This is a genomic window from Candidatus Poriferisodalis sp., from assembly GCF_965262965.1.
Taxonomy (GTDB): domain Bacteria; phylum Actinomycetota; class Acidimicrobiia; order Acidimicrobiales; family Poriferisodalaceae; genus Poriferisodalis.
On the sequence record NZ_OZ253573.1, the window covers coordinates 2,791,334 to 2,810,328 of the forward strand.

At 66.3% G+C, this 18,995-nt stretch carries 18 protein-coding genes, 2 tRNA genes and 1 other RNA gene; 11 read left to right on the forward strand and 10 right to left on the reverse strand.

Annotated elements, in window-relative coordinates; genetic code table 11:
* Window positions 1–35 precede the first annotated feature (35 nt).
* The 5 genes from ACQY5K_RS13400 (at window position 36) to ACQY5K_RS13420 (ending at window position 6,507) form a co-directional block, all read left to right on the forward strand.
* Window positions 36–2,339: a beta-propeller domain-containing protein gene (locus ACQY5K_RS13400; RefSeq protein ID WP_428116101.1), complete on the forward strand. Its 2,304-nt coding sequence runs from the start codon at window positions 36–38 to the stop codon at window positions 2,337–2,339.
* 101 nt (window positions 2,340–2,440) lie between these two features.
* Window positions 2,441–3,379, forward strand: coding sequence for a PAC2 family protein (locus ACQY5K_RS13405; RefSeq protein ID WP_428116104.1), 939 nt, complete (start codon window positions 2,441–2,443; stop codon window positions 3,377–3,379).
* 60 nt (window positions 3,380–3,439) lie between these two features.
* Window positions 3,440–4,537 carry a chorismate synthase gene (aroC, locus tag ACQY5K_RS13410; protein ID WP_428116107.1) on the forward strand — a complete coding sequence of 366 codons (1,098 nt, stop codon included), beginning with the start codon at window positions 3,440–3,442 and terminating at the stop codon, window positions 4,535–4,537.
* Between the two features lie 40 nt (window positions 4,538–4,577).
* Window positions 4,578–5,318: a sulfite exporter TauE/SafE family protein gene (locus tag ACQY5K_RS13415; protein ID WP_428116110.1), complete on the forward strand. Its 741-nt coding sequence runs from the start codon at window positions 4,578–4,580 to the stop codon at window positions 5,316–5,318.
* 34 nt (window positions 5,319–5,352) lie between these two features.
* The gene (locus tag ACQY5K_RS13420; RefSeq protein ID WP_428116113.1) at window positions 5,353–6,507 is read left to right on the forward strand and encodes a MalY/PatB family protein; all 1,155 of its coding nucleotides are present in this window, start codon (window positions 5,353–5,355) and stop codon (window positions 6,505–6,507) included.
* Window positions 6,508–6,542: 35 nt separating this feature from the next.
* On the opposite strand, the gene ACQY5K_RS13425 is transcribed toward ACQY5K_RS13420, so the two are convergent.
* Complete coding sequence (locus tag ACQY5K_RS13425) at window positions 6,543–7,418, reverse strand: SURF1 family protein (protein WP_428116116.1); 876 nt, start codon at window positions 7,416–7,418, stop codon at window positions 6,543–6,545.
* Window positions 7,419–7,572: 154 nt separating this feature from the next.
* Between ACQY5K_RS13425 and ACQY5K_RS13430 the strand changes: the two genes are divergently transcribed.
* Together ACQY5K_RS13430 and ACQY5K_RS13435 are read left to right on the forward strand one after the other, a co-directional pair.
* Window positions 7,573–8,415, forward strand: coding sequence for a hypothetical protein (locus ACQY5K_RS13430; protein WP_428116119.1), 843 nt, complete (start codon window positions 7,573–7,575; stop codon window positions 8,413–8,415).
* Window positions 8,416–8,439: 24 nt separating this feature from the next.
* Window positions 8,440–9,183, forward strand: coding sequence for an HIRAN domain-containing protein (locus ACQY5K_RS13435; protein WP_428116121.1), 744 nt, complete (start codon window positions 8,440–8,442; stop codon window positions 9,181–9,183).
* A gap of 70 nt (window positions 9,184–9,253) precedes the next feature.
* Here the strand turns inward: ACQY5K_RS13435 and ACQY5K_RS13440 are convergent, their stop codons facing one another.
* The 3 genes from ACQY5K_RS13440 to xseA form a co-directional block, all read right to left on the reverse strand.
* Window positions 9,254–11,311, reverse strand: coding sequence for a prolyl oligopeptidase family serine peptidase (locus ACQY5K_RS13440; RefSeq protein ID WP_428116124.1), 2,058 nt, complete (start codon window positions 11,309–11,311; stop codon window positions 9,254–9,256).
* A 173-nt stretch (window positions 11,312–11,484) separates the two neighbouring features.
* Window positions 11,485–11,742, reverse strand: a complete 258-nt coding sequence (xseB, locus tag ACQY5K_RS13445; protein WP_428116126.1) for an exodeoxyribonuclease VII small subunit — start codon at window positions 11,740–11,742, stop codon at window positions 11,485–11,487.
* The gene (xseA, locus tag ACQY5K_RS13450) at window positions 11,739–13,184 is read right to left on the reverse strand and encodes an exodeoxyribonuclease VII large subunit (protein ID WP_428116129.1); all 1,446 of its coding nucleotides are present in this window, start codon (window positions 13,182–13,184) and stop codon (window positions 11,739–11,741) included. Before xseA ends, xseB begins: the two co-directional genes overlap by 4 nt.
* 107 nt (window positions 13,185–13,291) lie before the next feature.
* Here xseA and ACQY5K_RS13455 point away from each other — a divergent pair.
* The 3 genes from ACQY5K_RS13455 (at window position 13,292) to ACQY5K_RS13465 (ending at window position 13,946) form a co-directional block, all read left to right on the forward strand.
* A tRNA-Ser gene (locus ACQY5K_RS13455) sits at window positions 13,292–13,381 on the forward strand.
* A 42-nt stretch (window positions 13,382–13,423) separates the two neighbouring features.
* Window positions 13,424–13,645 carry a toxin-antitoxin system protein gene (locus ACQY5K_RS13460; RefSeq protein WP_428116132.1) on the forward strand — a complete coding sequence of 74 codons (222 nt, stop codon included), beginning with the start codon at window positions 13,424–13,426 and terminating at the stop codon, window positions 13,643–13,645.
* Window positions 13,632–13,946, forward strand: a complete 315-nt coding sequence (locus ACQY5K_RS13465; protein WP_428122693.1) for a type II toxin-antitoxin system PemK/MazF family toxin — start codon at window positions 13,632–13,634, stop codon at window positions 13,944–13,946. The genes ACQY5K_RS13460 and ACQY5K_RS13465 overlap by 14 nt, the downstream gene beginning before the upstream one ends.
* A gap of 110 nt (window positions 13,947–14,056) precedes the next feature.
* Here the strand turns inward: ACQY5K_RS13465 and tadA are convergent, their stop codons facing one another.
* The 6 genes from tadA to ffs form a co-directional block, all read right to left on the reverse strand.
* Window positions 14,057–14,503 carry a tRNA adenosine(34) deaminase TadA gene (tadA, locus tag ACQY5K_RS13470; RefSeq protein WP_428116135.1) on the reverse strand — a complete coding sequence of 149 codons (447 nt, stop codon included), beginning with the start codon at window positions 14,501–14,503 and terminating at the stop codon, window positions 14,057–14,059.
* 28 nt (window positions 14,504–14,531) lie between these two features.
* Complete coding sequence (locus tag ACQY5K_RS13475) at window positions 14,532–15,548, reverse strand: sterol desaturase family protein (protein ID WP_428116137.1); 1,017 nt, start codon at window positions 15,546–15,548, stop codon at window positions 14,532–14,534.
* 102 nt (window positions 15,549–15,650) lie between these two features.
* Window positions 15,651–15,941, reverse strand: a complete 291-nt coding sequence (locus ACQY5K_RS13480) for a helix-turn-helix domain-containing protein (RefSeq protein WP_419921654.1) — start codon at window positions 15,939–15,941, stop codon at window positions 15,651–15,653.
* Window positions 15,942–15,988: 47 nt separating this feature from the next.
* Window positions 15,989–16,420, reverse strand: coding sequence for a hypothetical protein (locus ACQY5K_RS13485; RefSeq protein ID WP_419921655.1), 432 nt, complete (start codon window positions 16,418–16,420; stop codon window positions 15,989–15,991).
* Window positions 16,421–16,708: 288 nt separating this feature from the next.
* Window positions 16,709–16,800, reverse strand: a tRNA-Ser gene (locus ACQY5K_RS13490).
* A gap of 47 nt (window positions 16,801–16,847) precedes the next feature.
* An RNA gene (gene ffs, locus ACQY5K_RS13495) (signal recognition particle sRNA small type) lies at window positions 16,848–16,946 on the reverse strand.
* Window positions 16,947–17,057: 111 nt separating this feature from the next.
* On the opposite strand from ffs, the gene dnaX reads away from it, so the two are divergent.
* Complete coding sequence (dnaX, locus tag ACQY5K_RS13500) at window positions 17,058–18,953, forward strand: DNA polymerase III subunit gamma/tau (protein WP_428116142.1); 1,896 nt, start codon at window positions 17,058–17,060, stop codon at window positions 18,951–18,953.
* Window positions 18,954–18,995: the final 42 nt, after the last annotated feature.

Consider the following 18,995-nt stretch of genomic DNA (forward strand, 5'->3'; position numbering starts at 1 on the left):
TGACCAACTCGAAGATGCGACATGCATCGAGACCAATGACTGGCCGCCTGCTGGTCGTGCTGCTCGCAGCGGGGCTGTTCGCGGCTGCCTGCACCAGCGACTCCGCCGATGCTCCGGCCGGAGATTCCGCTGCGCCGACAACGAGCCCGTCGGCGGCAACCGACGGTAAGCAGCCCGACACTCCCACCAGCGAAGACCCTGGCGCTGAGCCATCGAGCGACGACGATGAGGACACTGCTGGGGCCGACGTCGACGTCGACGACGATTCGTCTAGCGAGGCTTCCGAGCAGGAACGACAACGGGTCGAAGAGGAGCGAAGGCGTCACGAGGCGGAGGAACGCCAGAGGCGTCGCGAGGCAGACGGCGCACAGACTGCCGCGCTGGAGCGGTTCAGCGACTGCGGCGCGGTGCTCGACTATGTCCATACGAACGCGGCGCAAGCCGTTGGCCCGTGGGGCCTTGGCGACGGCTTCGGCATCGAGGGGGATGTCATCGAGGAGGGCGCGATTGCCGTTGACGAGGCGGCCTCGGGTGACGTCGCGTCGTTGCAGGCAGGCGTCGACTACAGCACCTCCAACGTGCAGGAAGCGGGCATCGACGAGCCCGACGTGCTCAAGACCGACGGCGAGCGGATCATCGTCGCGAGCGAGAACCGGGTGCATGTCGTGGACTTGACCGGCGCTGAGCCTGAGCTGGTCGCGTCGCTGACACTCGGCGATCACTGGGGCTCGAGACTGTTGCTGCACGGTGATCGGGTGTTCGTGTTCTCATGGCGCTGGGACGTCATCGTGCCGTTCGAGCACGATGCTGACGATCCCCTCGAAGTGGGCGGCGTCCCGCCGGAATCCGCATGGGGCCCCACGACCGAGATTGTCGAGATCGATTTGGCTGGCTCGACCCCGTCGATCGTGCGGCGGCTGAGCATCGAAGGCAACTACGTCAGCGCCCGCATGACCGCCGGCGTTGTGCGCATCGTTACCAGCTCGAGGCCGCGTGCCATCCCGTGGGCCGTACCGGAGGCGGCTGACCTTGCCGCCCAGGAGCAGGCAACCCAGACGAATCGTGAGATTGCTGCCGCCACCACAGTCGATCATTGGCTCCCGCGCTACAAGTTGTCAGATTCCGCCAGCACGACCCTCGTGTTCGGTCGCCTTGTCGATTGCGACCGCGTCTGGGCTCCCGCTCACTACTCGGGTCCGGGCACGCTCAGCGTCACCACCATCGACATCGCTGCGGACGGCCTGGCGGCATCGTTGGACACCACGTCGATCATGTCCGACGGCAGCACGGTGTACGCCTCGCCCCAGAACCTCTACGTGACAACGACTCGATGGTTCAACTGGCATACCCAGCCACAGGGTCTCGAAGACGGCACGCTCGCCGAGACCGAGGTCCACGCGTTCGACACCGCCGATGTGCTCTCGAGCCACTACGTCGGGTCTGCGACGGTGACCGGCACCGTGCTGAACCAGTACTCGATGTCCGAGTACGACGGCCACCTGAGGATCGCGACAACGACAGTCCCGCGGTGGCGCTTCGAGGGTGAGCCCGAATCTGAGAGCCTCGTGACGGTGTTGGCCGTTGACGCCGACGGCCTGTGGGAGGTCGGCCAGATCGGCGGGCTTGGCGTCGGCGAGCGAATCTTTGCGGTTCGGTACCTGGGTGACATCGCCGCGGTGGTGACGTTCCGTCAGACGGATCCGCTGTACATCATCGACCTGACTGACCCAGCTTCGCCGACGGTGCGAGGCGAACTCAAGATTCACGGCTACTCGGCCTATCTGCATCCCATCGGCGACGACCGGTTGCTCGGCGTCGGCCAGGACGCCGACGAAGAAGGCCGAACTCTCGGCACCCAGGTGTCGCTGTTCGATATCGCTGACTTGGATCGGCCCGAACGCATCGCCCAGTGGACGGCGCCGGGTGGCCGCAGTCAGGTGGAGTTCGATGCGCTCGCGTTCTTGTACTGGCCCCCGACCGGTCTCGCGGTGCTGCCCATGAACCAGTATCCGAGTGACGAGAACGAAGCTGATTCTCCATTCCTCGGTGCCGTGGCGCTCACAACTGTCGATGACGAGCTGCATGAACTCGCTCGCTTCAGTCATGCGGACCCGCCGCTGCGCAAGTGCCTCGAATCCCGAGAGATCACCGTCCGCCCCGACGGTTCCGAGGAAGTCGGACCCTTCGAGCGCTACTGCTGGTGGGACACCGACTACCAGGCGCGCGTTCTCGCGAGCGCAGTTGTCGACGGCCGGCTGTACCTCGCATCGAACGAGGCACTCGAATCAATCGAGCTGGGTTCGACAGAGCGCGTCTCGCTGCTGCGGTGGGCTGACTGAACGCGCGCGACTGCCTGCCGGGGCGCGAGACGCGGCTGCGTGCTGCCCGCCGCGAATGCGGCTGAGGCCGGGTCAGCGCTTGCGGGCAGTCGATTTCGGGCGTGATCCGGCTGTTCATCGGCCATAGTGATGCCATGGACACCCCGCAGAACGCTGACGAACGATCCATCGTCGTCTGGGACGGTTCGCCGCAGCTGAAGAACCCGCTGCTGCTGGTGGCCTTCGAGGGCTGGTTCGATGCCGGCGAGTGCGCCACGGGTGCGTTGGACTGGATCCGGCGCCGCAGCGAAGCGCGACGCGTCTGCCACATCGATCCAGAGGAGTTCTACGACTTCCAGGAGAGCCGACCGCACATCGAGATCGCACCCGACGGCGAGCGCCTCGTTCGCTGGCCAGCAGTCGAGTGTCATGTCGCGCCGGCCGCGCCGCCGCACGACCTGGTGCTGCTGTCGGGCATCGAGCCACGCATGCGCTGGCGCACGTTCTGCGACGGCGTGGTCGAGATTGCCTCCGAACTTGGCTGCCAGATGGTGGTGACGCTCGGTGCAATGGTCGCCGGCGTCGCCCATTCGCGGGCAGCGAGCGTGAAAGGCAGCGCGGCGAGCACCGACCTGGCGAAGCGGCTGGGACTCGACCGCCCGACCTATCAGGGTCCGACCGGCATCATTGGCACTCTGCACGACGTGCTGGACCGAGCAGCGCTTCCTGTGGTGTCGTTGCGTGTCGGCGTGCCGCACTACGTGGCCGGCCCGCCGAATCCGAAGGGCACCCGAGCCCTGCTCTCCCACGTCGAGACGGTCACCGGCGTGCCGACCGGCTACCAGGATCTGGATTCGAGCGTCGATGCATGGGAACAACGCGTCAATGAGGCGGTCGAGCGCGATCCCGAGATCGTTGCCTACATCCGTCAACTGGAAGCCGAAGCCGATCGATCTGAGTCCGAGAACCTCCCCAGCGGCGACGATCTTGCCCAGGAGTTCCAGAAGTTCTTGGCTGAGCAGCGCCAGGCCGGCGAGCCGGACGGCGCCGGCGGGGACTGAGTCCGCCAGGACACAAAACAACCCTCGTTCCGGGCCGCGCGCGGTCGTAGGGTTCGTGGGATGGGCGGCAGCACGTTCGGCGAACGCTTCGCGGTCACCACGTTTGGCGAGTCCCACGGCGGGGCGCTGGGCGTGATCGTCGACGGCTGCCCCGCGCGTATTGAGCTGAGCGCTGACGATGTGCAGGTTGAGCTGGACCGCCGCAGACCCGGACAGAGCCGGCTGGTCACCCAACGCGACGAGGCCGACAGGGTCACGATCCACTCGGGTGTCTTCGAGGGTTTGACGCTGGGGACGCCAATCGGCATGACCGTTGCCAACACCGATGCCCGACCGGGTGCCTATGCGGACATGGCAGCCGTGTACCGGCCTAGCCACGCCGACTTCACCACTGAGGCCAAGTACGGGATCCGCAACTGGCAGGGGGGAGGCCGGGCTTCTGCTCGCGAGACCGTCGGCCGGGTGGCGGCAGGCGCCGTCGCCCGCAGGATTCTCTCGACGGTCGGCACCGAGGTGCTGGGCTGGGTCAGCTCGGTGCGCGACATCAACGCCGACGTTGATCCCGCGGCGCTGATGCGTGACGACGTCGAAGCCGACCCGACCCGATGCCCGGATCCAGCCGCCGCGGCCCGGATGACCGAGGCCATCGAGGCGGCCCGGCGCGACGGCGATTCGCTGGGCGGCGTCGTGGCTTGTGTGGCGCGTGGGGTTCCGGCCGGGCTGGGAGAGCCCGTGTTCGACAAGCTCGACGCCGAGCTGGCCGGGGCGGTGATGTCGCTGCCGGCGGCGAAGGGCGTCGAGATCGGCAGCGGGTTCGCTGGAACGCTGATGACCGGACGCCAGCACAACGATGAATTCGCACCGGGGCCCGATGGGCGGCCGGTCACTGTCACCAACCGCAGCGGCGGCATCCAGGGCGGCATCAGCAACGGGGCCGACATCGTGCTGCGCGTCGCCTTCAAGCCCACCGCCACCATCGCGAGCGAGCAGAAGACCGTGACCAGCGCCGGGGAGCCCACAGTGCTGGCCGCCCGTGGCCGCCACGACCCCTGCGTGCTGCCCCGGGCGGTGCCCATGGTGGAAGCGATGGTGTGCCTGGTGCTGGCCGACCATCTGCTGCGCCAGCAGACCACACAGCTCGTGCAGCCACCCCGCTGAGCGACACGGTGGTCTTGCCCCCCAAACCGCGGGCGCGCTGATGGACGCACCGCAAATCGTTCTGGTAGTCGGTGCAGGCCTTGTCGCTGGAGTCGTGAATGCCATGGCCGGCGGCGGCTCGCTGCTGACCGTGAGCCTGCTGACCGTCGTCGGAGATCTTGGCGGTCTCGTCGCAAACGGCACCAACCGCATCGGCGTCCTCACGCAGAACGTGGCCTCAGTGGCCGGATTCCGCCGCGAGGGCGTGTCCGGCCTGCGCCGAGCCCTGCCCGTGCTCGTGCCCAGCTTGGTCGGCTCGCTGATCGGCGCGTACGTGGTCTCGAGCGTGCTCAGCGATACGGCCTTCGAACGGATCTTCGGGATCCTGATGGTGCCGTTGCTCATCGTGAGCCTGCGACCGCCCAAAGCGCGCAGCGACGACATCGTGTGGCCGAGGGCGCTGACCGTCGTGGTGTTCTTCGCGATCGGTCTCTATGGCGGCGCATTCCAGGCGGGCGTCGGCCTCATCCTGGTGCTGGCGCTGTCGCACGCCGGTTTGGACCTGGTGAATGCCAACGCGGTCAAGGTGGTGGTGATCGCCGTGCTGACCGCCGTGGCGGTGCCGGTGTTCATTCTGAACGATCAGGTGCACTGGGGCTTCGCCGCCATCGTCGCCGTCGGCTTCGCCATCGGCGGATGGCTCGGCGCCCGCCTTGCCGTCCGCGGCGGCGAGCGCCTCATCCGCCCAGTTCTCGTCACCGCCGTCGTCGCCCTCGCCGGCCGCATGGTCGGTCTCTACTAGGCCCGGGCTGCGATTCGCCGCGTAGGGTCACGCCGTGATCTTTGACTTGGACTCCGAACGGGTTCGCAACCGTCCCGGTATCAAGTGGGGCCGTCAAGGTCCTGACGTGCTGGCCGCCTGGGTCGCCGACATGGACCTCGAGATGCCCGATGTCGTGCTGGATGCGGTACGGGCTCGGATCGACTCCGGCGGTCTTGGCTACGACTTCTACGACCTGCCGATCCCCGTGCTGGCCGTGTTCGCGCAACGCATGGAAGCCGCGTTCGGCTGGACGATCGACCCCGCCGACACCGTGCGGGTGCACGACGTGATCCAAGGCCTGGAGCTGGCGATCACGCAGCTGACCGAGCCCGGCGACGGCGTCATCTTCCAGACCCCGGCGTACCCGCCGTTCTTCTCGAGCGTCGAAGGCCACGGCCGGCGCGTGGTGGCCAATCCCCTGATCCACAGCGACGACGGCTGGCGTTTGGACCTCGACCACTTCGACGCTGTTGCCTCCGCCCCCGACGTCACCGCGGTGATCCTGTGCCAGCCCCACAACCCTTGCGGCATGGTGATGGACGCCGATGAGATCTCGGCCGTCATCGAGCTTGCCGAGCGCCACGACCTCGTCGTGATCTCCGACGAGATCCACTGCGATCTTGTCTATGAGCCGCGCCGTCACATCCCCGTGGCGTCGGTCAGCGAGCTGGCCTCCGAGCGCACGGTGACCGTCACCGCAGCAACGAAATCGTTCAACATGGCGGGGCTGCGAATGGCATTCCTGCACTCCGCTTCGCAGCGCTACCGCCCGGTGGTCAAGGCCATTCCGACGCGGTTGATCGGCGGCATCGGAATCCTGGGCCAGGTCGCGACGGTGGCCGGCTGGACTGACGCGCTGGATTGGCTGGCCGAGCTTGTCGAGGGCCTCGACAGCAATCGTCGCTTGTTGGCCGACCTGTTGGCCCAACGCCTCCCGGAGGTTCGCTACCGTCCGCCCGACGCCACGTACCTGGCGTGGCTGGATTGCAGCGAGCTCGGCCTTGGCGATGACCCCGCAGCCACGTTTGTCGAGCACGGCCGTGTGTACCTGAACTCAGGCCCCGACTTCGGCCCCGAAGGCGCCGGCCATGTCCGTATCAATTTCGCGACCTCGCCCGCCATGCTCGACGACGCCACCGCCCGAATGGCCAAAGCCATCGGCCGCTAGCCCGACCGCAGCTGCGTCGGGGCCGCCGAATTGGTTCAGTCGTCAGCGATTTCTTCGGACTCGCCCTTGCGGGCTTGGTGGCGCAGAACGAGGGTGTAGCCGACGATTGCCACGATGGCGAAGCTGAACCACTGCAGCGTGTAGCCCAAGTGCGGCCCCGCATCGAGTGCGGGCGGCGGCAGCGGTGTGACGAGTACCGCGCCGCCAGCGTCTGGCGCATTGTCGCCGAGTGCGATGTGAGTGCCGTCACCGCCAGCGGCGCTAGTGAGCTCCACGTAGATGGCCACGAGGTCAAGCGTCGTCTGCTGATCGATGCGCTCGACGTCGGTGCGGGCCAACGATGCCAGCCGACCCTGCGGCGGATCACTCGGTCCGAGCAGGCCGCGCTCCTGGCTGAGGCGAATGCGACCCTCGAGCACGTCGGCTGCGTCAAGCGCGGCGGCGTTGTGCGCCCAGTCGGTCGGCTCGGCAATCTCGCAGGCGCTTTGGGGGAGCCAGCCGGCGACCACGAGAACCCCTGGGCGTTCGGGGCCGCCGTTGAGATTGCCTGATGCTTCGACCGGCACGGCGAGATGGCAACCGGCGAGACCGTCGAGGCTGCGATTGCGGATCCCGATGGCCTCGGGCCAGTCGATGCTCAGCACGTCGAGGCGCACCGTTCGGTACTCGAGCAGCGCAACGGTCTCGGTATCGGCGACAGCTTCGAAGAAGCGATCTGCATCGAGCGCGCGTGCCGACTGGCGTTCGGTGGCGAGCGCATTGCGGTCGCGCTGTCCGTTGTGGCGGTCGAGCTGCCAGAACCCTGCGATCACGAAGACGATCAGCAGCGTGCCGGCAAGGGCGTGACCTGTCAGCCAGTGAGGCGTGCGCGCGAAGCGGTACGAATCTCGCATCCGTCCTTCACGAGTCATGCGACTATGGGCGATGCCGGACACGTGCCGAACCTATCGACGCCATGGCGGAGGTTGCCGCCACCGTGCCTGCTACACCAGACCACTACTCCGAGATCGACGTTTCAGACTGGCTGATCGCCGGGGATGAGACCCTCGGCACGAAACCCAAGAAGTGGTTGCGACACCCGATACGGGCGAACGCTGGTTGTTGAAGTACGTCACTGACAATCGCAACGCAGACGGTTCCGAGTACCCAAAGGGTGATGATTGGTCTGAGCGCGTGGCGAATGGCGCCGCTCTGCGTCTCGGGATTCCTGCGGCGCGTACCGAGCTTGCGTTCGAACACCTCAGCGAGACCCGCTTCGGTGTCATCAGCGGGTCGGTTCTTGCACCCCATGACAACGGGGGGAGAGCAAACGAGGAACTTGTTCCGGGCAACGAGCTCTTGCCGCAACCTGTGATTGGCGGTGATCGGCTTGCCTACACGGTCGACGCCGTCCAGCAGGCTCTCGATGATGTGGGACCTCCTTCCGAAGCGACGCAAGGGTTCACCGCTTGGGAGGTCTTCGTTGGCTACCTCCTGCTCGATGCGGTGATCGGGAACACTGATCGACACGAGGAAAACTGGGCTGTCATCGCGAGCTCTACTGACCGGCGGCTTGCCTCGACGTTCGACCACGCCTCGTCACTGGGCTTCTTGCTTGCTGATGAGCGACGCCGACAGCACCTGGCGACGACGGACCAGGCGTTTACACCCGAGTCGTATGCAGATCGTGCCAAGTCTAAATTCGCTGGCAAACCCCATCCGGTCGACGTGGCTACGGAAGCACTCGCACGATGCGGCCCTGCCGTCAGCGGCTACTGGCTGAATCGGTGCAGCGAAGTTGACAACCTCGTCGAGCCCATCTGGCTGGTTCCGCAACACCGGATGTCAGAAACGGCGCGGCAGTTCGCGGAGAAAGTGCTGCGGCGCAATTGCGCTCGATTGCTAGAAGGCTTCGCTAGGTTCGTGTAACACCCCACGCATACCGTGAGAGCCATGTCCCGAGAGCGAGAGCGTCGCCTGTACGCCGCTTGGCAGAATCCTGAGGGTCTGATCCGGCCTGTCGGGGTGCTCACCCGCCGCGCCACGGGCGACCGCGAGGCCTACCGTTTCGTCTACGTGAAGGCTGCCGAGCAATTCGACGGATTCCACGGCCTTCCGGGACTACCCGATCTGCACACCATCTACGAGAGCGAGCAGCTCTTCCCTGTCTTTCGCAATCGGCTGATGCCAAGGCGACGGCCCGACTACGAGGATTTTGTTCAGCGGCTGAACCTTGATGTCGAAACGGACCCCTTCGAAGTGCTCATTCGAAGTGAGGGGTGGAAGGCGACAGACCGTGTCGAGGTATTCGCACATCCTGAGAGGACCAGTGATGGCACGCTTACCACCCTGTTCTTCGTGCGCGGTATACGTCATCTTGACGGCGCCTCGGAAGCAATCTGCGAGGTTCAGCCCGGTGACGCGCTGGAACTTGTGGATGAGCCGACCAACCCCGTGAACCAGCGGGCGATCCTCGTCAGCACTCGTACAGGGCACCAAGTCGGATGGGTGCCTGATTGTCTGGTGGACACATTTCACGAGCTTCGTGAACACGACGCGTGCGTTGGGGTGACAGCTGAGCATGTCAACCCTGAGAGCGCTCCATCGCACATGCGACTGTTGTGTCGGCTGCGAGCGCCGTGGCCTGACGGCTACGAACCCCTCACTGGGCCCGATTACCAGCCCACGGCTGCCTGAAACGACGGCAGACAAGACTCCGCGAGTCACTCGGTGTTCAGCTGGCCCATCGACTGGCGCAGCTCAGGGGTCAGCGCACCTCGACGGGGGTGATGTCGTCTGCGGGAGCGAAGCCGAGCACGTGGCCGAGGAAGGACAGTTCGGCCTCGAGTGCCGCGACGATGTTGGGCGCCTGGCGGAATCCGTGGCCCTCGCCGTCGAAGAGCAGGTACGCGTGGGGCACACCGGCGCTTGCCAGCGCACCCACGAGCTGTTCGGACTGGCTGGGCGGGACGACCCGATCGTCGGTGCCCTGCAGCACGATCATCGGTGTGCGGAGCTGATCGGTCCGCCAGATCGGCGAGCGCTCCCGGTACAGCGCTTCGGCGTCGGGCCAAGGGCCCACCAGCCCGTCGAGGTAGCGGGCCTCGAACTTGTGGGTGTCGCGCGCCAGCGCGGACAGGTCGGCCACGCCGTAGCGGCACAGGCCTGCGGCGAACACGTCGCTTTCGGTGAGCGCGCACAGCGTGGTGTACCCGCCGGCCGAGCCGCCCTTGATGACGAGGCGTTCGGGGTCGGCTTCGCCGGCGTCGGCCAGGTGGAGGGCGGCTGCGATGCAGTCTTGCGTGTCGACGACGCCCCACTGGCCGGCCAGCAGGTTGCGGTAGCCGGTTCCGAACCCAGTGCTGCCGCCGTAGTTCACGTCCACGACGGCGATGCCGCGCGTCGTCCAGTACTGGATGCCCAGGTCCAGCGAGCTGCGGGCCGCACCGGTCGGGCCGCCGTGGCTGAGCACGACCAGCGGCGGAAGGCCCCGCGGCGCCGACTCGACGGCGGCGTTCGCGGGCCGGAAGCAAAACGCGTGCGCCTGCCGTGCCGTGGCGCTGTCGAAGGTGACCAATCGCGGCACTGAGATGTCCTCGGGCGCCAGCACAAGGGGTTCTTCATCGCTCAGCTGCCGGTGGGTGCCGTCGGAGGCGATCTCGACGACGGCGGCCCGCTGGGTCCAGCTCGCGGCCACTGTGACGGCGGTGCCGCAATCGCTCACGGCCAGGCGCCCGAAGTCGGTGAACCCGCTGTGGATCTCAGCCAGCGCGCCGCCGCGGACAACGCCCAGGTGACCAATGCCGCCCGACATCCAGGTGCACCACAGGGACCCGTCGCCCGACCATCCATATGTCGCTTGAGCGAACACCCACGACGGAATGCCGAACTCGCGCCCGACGCTGTCGTCTTCGGCCAGATCACCCAGGATCGGTTCGGTAGCGGCCGTCCCAGCGTCGACTTGGTGGATTGCCCACCACCCGCCGGCGTCGGTGACGACGTGGAGCTCGCCGTCGGGTCCCCAGCGCGGCTGCTGCAGCGCGGGGCCATCCACCAGCACACGGTCGGTGCCGGGTACCGGTGTGCCGTCATACAGCTCGACGAGGTGCAGCCGGGTGTGGTCCCACGGCATGTTCGGGTGGTCCCAGCTCAGGTAGGCGAGCATCGTGCCGTCGGCGCAGGGCCGTGGCGCTGCGTAGAAGTCGGCGCCCCCTGCCACGACAGTGATTGTTCCGTCCAACCGGACCGCAACGATCTCGTTGCGTGGCTCGCGCTCGGACTCGTCGTGTGCCTCGCGCACCCACACGGTGACCGGATCGAACGTCGCGCCATCGCTCGGCGCCGCAGCTGTCGCGGGCACGAGCGCAGGGTCGGCGTAACGGTGCGCCCTCGGGACCGGTGGCTCGGCGGTGACCGGAATCGATTCGCGGCAGCCCTGCGCGTCGAAGAGTCGGAGCCGCTGGTCCCCCATGCACGCGCCCAGCACGAAATGGCTGCCATCGGACGACACGAGCGGCAGCCAGGCACCGCCGCCGTACTCATGGACCGAGGTGCGAATGTCTGCGTCGGCTGTCCCCGGCACATCTGCGGGCTGCGCCTCGGGATCGTTGAGCGGCACTCGGACCACGGCGCCGCGGCCGCGCTGGAGGGGGCGTTCTTCAACCCAGTACGCCCAGCCATCGGCGATTCGCGGTTCGGCGCGACGGACTGCTCCGGCGGCAACATCCGCTGCTCGCAGCGGTGACGGCCACGATCCGTACGGGGCTGCGTCGACACTGTTGTTTCTGGTGCCGTCAGTGTCTTGACAGCCTGGCGAGCGCCTCATATGTTCCTCATTGGTTTCGATACGTCGCTTTGGTCACTCATTCGGAGTGGATGCCGCTGCGACGCCAGCGTGCGCTCCGGGTTTTCCACCGAACCCGTGACGCGCAGGTGGACCGGGGGAGCGCCCACCAACTCCCTCGGTCCACACATGCCTGCACACGGGCGCGGCTGAATTCAAGAGTCCATGTCATTGGGCGCGGCAGTGTCGGGCTCGGCGGCTTCGTGCTGGGCGAGAATCGTGTGCAGTGAGAGCTCGGTGGATCGCAGGCGGGATTCGCAGTGTGCGATCAATTGCGAGGCCCGCTCGACGCGAGACGCCAGCGTGTCGATGTCGACATCGTCGTCTTCCAAGCTGGCGAGGATTGATTCGATCTCGGCCATCGAGGCGGCATAACCGCCGAGCTCACCGTCGTCTGTCGCTGAATCTGTCATGGGCTCTGCGTCCCTCCGTCGGGCGGATCGGTCGTCGGTTCACCCACCGTGCTCGAGAACGTGGCGCGAATCGTCTCGGTGGTGATCGTGTCGCCAGGTTCGGGAACGGCGCGCACGATGCGCCCGTCGGCGCTACGCGTAATCGAAAACCCTCGTGCCAGAGTCCGTCGCGGCGCTACAGCCGAGACGAGCTGAGCGCGTGAGCGCAACTGGGTCTTGGCATCGGTGATCTGGCGCTGCGCACTGCGAGCCAGGCGTCCCTGTACTGAGGTGAGCAATGCCGTGCCGCGACGAGTGTGGACGTGGCTGCGTTGCAGGTCCTTGCGGGCACCGGCAAGGTCGGCAGCCGCTGAGCGAAAGCGGTGATCGGCGTGATGCGCGAGTCGCAGCCGCGCTTCGCCCAACAATGCGCGAGGCCCGCTGAGCTGGCGTTCAGCGTGCCGACGGAGTTCTCCGCGTGACACGGCGAGTCGACTTGTGGCTGCCGTGACGTGTCCACGGGCTTGGCGGTCGATGGCGGAACGTGCAGCGTCCAAGTCCCCGTCGAAGACTGCAATCCGCGCGACGAGGGTCGCGGCGCACGCAGTCGGTGTCTTGGCTGCCGTGTGGGCCACTTGGTCCGCTATCGAGGTGTCGATCTCGTGACCGATGCCGCAGAAGACCGGTTTCGGACACATCGCAATGGCGGTTGCCACACTGGAGAGATCAAACGCCAGCAGGTCGGTGCGGTCGCCGCCGCCGCGCACCACGGCGATGACATCAACCTCGGTGCTCCCGAGCGTGCGCAGTGCCGCGACAAGGTCGGCTTCGGCGGTGACGCCTTGCACCCGGGCGTCGCACAGCAACACGTCGAACGCGTAGCCGCTCGCTGAAAGCTCATGGACGAAGTCAGCATGTGCAGCGCTGCCGGCCGCCGTGATGAGGCCGACGCGCAGCGGAACCAGCGGCAGCGGCACAGCGCCATTGCGTCGCAACAGCCCTGAGGCAGCCAATTCGGCCAGCGTGCGCTCGCGGTCGGCGGCCAGCACGCCGAGCGTGAAGTGCGGGTCGACGCCGCTCATGATGAGCTGCACCTGGCCGCTGCCCGCGTAGTACTCGACTTCGGCGCGGATCCGCACCTCGATGCCGTCGTCGAGCGACAGCCCGCCTGCGTTAGCCAGATCCCGGTTCACCAAGCGTTGGCGTCCCTTGAACAGCGCCACGCGCATGCGTGTGCCCCGGCGGTCGTTGCCCGTGCCCGGCTCGATGAGGTTGAAATAGATGTGGCCGCTCGCCGCTACCGAGTAGCCGATGATCTCGCCTCGCACCCAGACCTCAGAGCTGAAGGCACGCTTGATGGTCTCTTCGATGGCGGACGCGAGGTCCGATACCGACCAGGTGCCGTCGGGCTGCGGGGCATCGTCGCCGGCCACGGCTCCGAAGCCTTCAACAGCGCTGCTCACGGCTCTGAGGCTGTCACGAATTTGTTCCAGCTGCGACCGAATTACGAGTCGAGAAGCGGGGTGCAGGCCGGGCGGTCACGTTGGTCAGCGTCGATAGGGTGCGCAGCGGAAGGTTGCCAGAGCGGACGAATGGGGCGGTCTCGAAAACCGTTGTGGCCTTCGGGTCACCGTGGGTTCGAATCCCACACCTTCCGCCACACGCCGGCTTGTCTCCTGCGAGCGCAGATATACTCTGCGGTATGCCTGATTCGACTACCATCAAGGTCTCGGTCCGGACCCGGAATGCCTTGCGTCAGCTTGCCGATCGTGAGGGGCTCACGTTCGACGCGCAGATCGAGAAGCTGATCCGGCGGGAACGTCGTCGCATCATCGGGGCTCAGCTCGCAAGCGCCCCACTGGATGCCTCCGACGAGGCTGTGCTCGATGCGTCTGCGAGCGATGTCGCTGATGCAAGCCGGTGACGTCGTCCGGTGTGACTTCGGGACGCCAGCGAGAGGTGAGCCGGGGTTCGTCCGACCAGCGATCGTCGTCACCTCCGATGAGGTGCTCGAATTCCGGCAGCACGCGATTGCGGTCGTGCCTTGCACGACGACCAGGCGAGGTTGGTTGAGCGAGGTTGAGATCGCTGGCTTCGGTGTCGCCCAAGCGCACCTGCCCACCACCCTCAGCGTCGACCGCGTCGTCGAGACGACGGGCGCCAACACCGGGCCCGTCGCACTGCAACAGATTCGAGAACTCATCGCTGACCTGCTCGGGCTCTAACCCAGCCATCCGGTGACGCAGAACCGCAGGCCCACCGTGACGCTCGCTTCCGGTGCCGCCGGGTGACTTGACGGGAAGAGTTCCTCCGACTCCTGCATGGTGCTGCGCACTCAGCGGTGGTTGCTGAAGAACTCGCTGAGCAGCCTGCCGCACTCGTCGGCGCGTACGCCGCCGATGACCTCGGCGTTGTGGTTGAGGCGCGGGTCCACGAGCAGGTTGTAGAGCGTTGCCGCAGCACCCGCCTTGGGGTCGTAGGCCCCGAAGACCACCCGGGACACGCGCGCTGACAGGGCCGCCCCGGCGCACATGGGGCACGGTTCGAGCGTCACCGCCAGCGTTGCGTCCGCCAGCCGCCAGTTGCCGTGCGCGGCGGCTGCGTCGCGCAGCGCCAGCACTTCGGCATGCGCGGTGGGATCGTTGGTGGTCTCGCGCTCGTTGTGGCGCGCCGCGAGCACTTCGCCACCGACAATCACGACGGCCCCGACCGGCACTTCGCCTGCCGCTGCAGCCAACCGGGCCTGCTCCAACGCCAGTTCGATGGCTGCCTCGTCTGTCACACCGAGAGTGTGCCGCTATTTCGTGGCGTCATGCAGTCGAAATGCCGCGGCGGGCCTTGGCTCGCTCGCGCATCCGGGCGTGGGCCTCGGGTGTGCCGTCGTGGAAAGTGCCGAACAGCTTGTCGAGCGGCACGGGCCTATTGCCGTAGTTGCACTCGAAGTACCGATGGTGCAGGTGGTGGAAATAGTCGGCTCCCGCCATGGTGGGTCCGGAGCGCTTGCCGATCTCGAAGCGCTCGAAGCCCGAGTGGGAAAACGCCGTTGCGACGCTGTTGGACAGCAAGGTAAGGATCAAGATGAACGGGTGAGCGGGCACCACCCACCACAGCACAATCATGCTGAGGTACATCATGTGCTCGATCGGGTGCATTGACAGGCCGCTCCACGGTCCCGTGTTCACGTTGTGGTGGTGCAGGTAGTGCACGTGGTCATAGACCCAGCGCATGTGCAGCACCCGGTGGATGCAATAGAAGTGAATCACCGACCACAGAGACGCAATCACCGTGAGCGCGCAGATGTACAGCCATGCCGAGTCCCACTCCACCGATGGGATCCAGTCGTTGGCGTAGAACCACAGGGTGAGCGCCTCATACGCTGACCAAACCCCACAGCCGCTGACCAAGCACCAGAACATGTTGTCTCGGGTCTGGTTGTTCCACAGGAACGCCCGGTTCGTGGTGTTGAGCCATCGGCGGTTGTACTTGTAGCGCTGCTGCTGGACCCGCCGGACGTACAGGGCCACATGCAGCGTTCCCGCGGCCAGCGTGAACACGATCACGTTGCGGAGGTAGATCTCACCGATCCACCCCGGGCTCAGGTTCTCCATGCGCTCCATGGACGGCGTGAAGAAGTTCCATACCACCGCGGACATCGCCACCCAGAGCATTCCCTGCGGGAGCATCATCGTGGCAATGTGCCGCAGCGTCGCTATCGGCCGCGGCGGCCAGTCCAGAATCGTCGACACGGAGATGGGCACGTCCGGCTCGAAACCCTTGGTTTCGATGCCGCGCGACCTGCCACCGGTCATGAATTCCGAGTCTGTCACGCGGAGAGTGTGCTCGTCGCGCGCGAAATCAGCGGCGCGCTGGCTGCTGCCGCGATCCGTCGGAAGCCGTGATCTTCAGTCGGTCAGAGGGTTGTGAACGCCTCAAGCTGAGTTGCTGGCAACGAGACGTACTTCGGCTTCGAGAGCGCCTGCGATCCGCTGCAGGGTACGTGTCGTCGGACTGGTCGAGCCGCGCTCGATCCGGCTGATGTCTGCTTGGCTCATGCCACAGCGCCGAGCCAGCTGGGCCTGGGTCAGACCATGCTTCTCGCGCAGGTCCATGACCTGCAGCGCAATCTTGTAAGCCTCGGCGAAGACTTCGCCTTGCGCTACTGCATCTGGACTGAGTTGCGCTCGGCGAGATGCGACCACTTCGTCGTATGCATGTGACATCGGTGAGTTCCTCCTCGCAACGAGTATAGGTAACTCACCATACCGTGTCAATGGTGGCGGCGCTGTCGCTCCTTGAACTGCACAAGCAGCTTCTTCGCTCTGCCTATCTCGCGTTGCTGGCGCTTCGAATCCTTGCCCTTGTCGAAGCCACCCAGCAACAAGATGATCTTCTCGCCATAGAAGTGCACGAAGACGCGCAAGAGCACATCTTCCTTCTTGGCGCCCACACCAGGGGACGGCGCATCGAACATCCGGGCGATCTCGTCTGCTTCGTGCCGGACTCGGAATTCGTAGAGCCCCGTGTCGACCTGCCTGAGCCAAGCCGAAGTCTTCAAGTCAAGGCCACGATCCGCGAGGACATGCTTGACCGCCATATCGAGTGCCGCAAACTTGAAGTCCGACAACGAACGGGCGAACCGCTCAAATGGCATCGTTCCGTCGTCAGCCTCAAACACCTCCACGGTCCACATGCCATCCACTCGTTCCAAGTTAGCGACGACCGCCAATTTGGCTAGGGGCCTCGCCGAACTTCCGACGCGTGAGTCCTGGTCCTACGAAGCCGGAACGGGCCGGCGACCTTGGCTGCGGGCCGGAATGTGGCTCTATGAGCCCGTTTTGCTTGTTGTTGGTGGGCGATGAGCGATGTTCAGGGTCGCTTTATCAGGCATCTGTGGCCCATTTTGGCAAGAAACTGATATTCGACCATACACAAAAAGCCCTTGTTTGCCCTAAAACCGCTGGTCAGCATAGGTTTTTGTGAGTTCGGGTGGCGGAGAGTGTGGGATTCGAACCCACGGAGGCCGATGAAAGCCTCACACGCTTTCCAAGCGAGCCCATTCGTCCACTCTGGCAACTCTCCAAGGCGCGGGCTCGACAAGGCGAACCCGCAGTGTCGTCGTCTCACGAGGCGGCCAGGCGATCTGCGGCACACGACGGGTTCCGCTGAGAGCTGCTGCCTCCCGGCCCTGACTCGGTTCACGGGTCGCCGTTGCACAGGACCCGGCCGCCACGTCAGACGACGACACTGAGCGCACCATAACCGCGCACGGGGCCAAATTCACACCGTTTTGGAACTCCAATTCGCCGCCGAGGCAGCAGCGTTAGGATCGCCGCGAGATGCCGCACCAGTCGCTCTACCGGAGGTTCCGACCTCAGCGGTTCGCAGAGGTGGTCGGACAGAGCCACCTGGTCCGGGCCTTGCGCAATGCCGTGCGCGAGGACCGCGTGGGCCATGCGTACTTGCTGAGCGGCCCGCGCGGCACGGGCAAGACCTCGACCGCCCGGATCTTGGCCAAGGCGCTCAACTGCGAGGCGTTGGGCGAAGACGGTGAGCCGTGCGGTGAGTGCCATCGCTGCACGGCTATCGCCGGCGGCACCTCCATGGATCTCATCGAGCTCGATGCGGCGTCGAACAACTCGGTGAACCACATACGCGAGATCACCGAGAAGGCGGCGCTCGTGAGCTCGGGGCGCCGCAAGGTGTACCTGCTCGACGAGGTGCACATGCTGTCGAACGCAGCGGCAAACGCACTGCTCAAGACCCTTGAAGAACCGCCGCCGCACGTGGTGTTCATCCTTGCCACCACCGACCCGCAGAAGGTGATTCCCACCATCCGGAGTCGCACGCAGCAGTTCGATCTGTCGCTGGTGGGCGCACACGAGATGGCGCCCCATGTGCGCGCGGTGGCAGACGCCGCCGGCGCGACAGTCGACGACGACATCGTCAACTACGTCGTCGAGCGCGGCGAAGGCTCGGTGCGCGATGCCCTCTCCGCACTCGACACGGTGCTGGCTGCGGGTGGCATTCCCGATGACCGCACCGACGTCGACGCGCTCGTGCGAGCGTTGTCCGGCAGCGATCTGGTCGCCACGCTCATTGCGGTCGCGGACGCCACGGCTGCCGGCGTTGACGCTCGGGACTTGACCGAACGCACGGCGCGTCGCTTGCGTGACATCTTCCTCGTCGGAGCTGGAGTGGATCCGCATCAGGTGCTGCCCAGCGACATCGAGATCCTGCGCGGGCTCAGCGATGACATGGGCCGGCGCGCAAATGTGCGAGCCCTTGAAGCGCTGGGAGCTGCGTTGGCGCAGATGCCCCAGTCCGCCGACCGACGCCTCACACTCGAAGCAGCGCTCGTGGGATTGCTGGCCGACGACATGCTGGGCGCAGCCCCGGACTCGTCACCGCCAGCCGCACGGGCATCGCGCCCCGCGGTCGGAGACGGCGGCCCGGCAGGGGCCCGAGCAGCGATGGCGGCCGTGCCGCCCTCACCGAAACTCGATGAACCTGCACCAGCGTCAGCGAGCCTGGTTGCGCCGCCCGCTCCACCGGCGCCTCCCACTGTGGTGCCATCCGCGCCGCCTCAGTCCTCGGCCGTGGTCCCGCCGCCTCCCGCGCCGCCGCAGCGCCCCGCCGCGGTCCCGGCGCCTCCCGCCTCGCGAACGCCAGAACCGACCGCCGCAGCACCAGATGCCCCCGCATCGGCGGCGTCCGTTTCGGGCGGATCGGCGCCCCCGGCCATGTCGCCTGCGGAGTTGAAGCAGGTCTGGCACAGCGGTGTCGTCGATCGTTTGAAGCCTGTGGCGCAGGGCTGCTTCCGCGACGTCGAGGTGATGTCGGTCGAGCACAATGTGGTGAGCCTGCAGTTACCCGATGGCGTCCCGCTGGACCAGGCCAACCGTCGTCGCAACGAAGTCGAGGCGGTGCTGTCGGATCTGTTCGACCAGAACATGCGGGTGGATGTCGCCATCGCTGCCGAGCCTGATGCAGCCCCGAGAGCGGGGACGTCAAGCGGTCCTGCTGCGGCCGCAGCGGTCTTCGACGACCCGTCGCCCGAACCCCCGTCGCCCGAACCCCCGTCGCCCGAACCCCCGTCGCCCGAACCCCCGTCGCCCGAACCCCCGTCGCCCGAACCCCTGCCGCCCGGTGAGGAGCACGAGTCGAAGGTGCAGCGCATCGTCGAGCGATTCCCCGGCTCGGTGGTGGTCCGCCTCGACGACGGTGCAACCTGAGAGCCTTGTGCGACAGCCGGGACCCATAACAGGGTCCCCCAG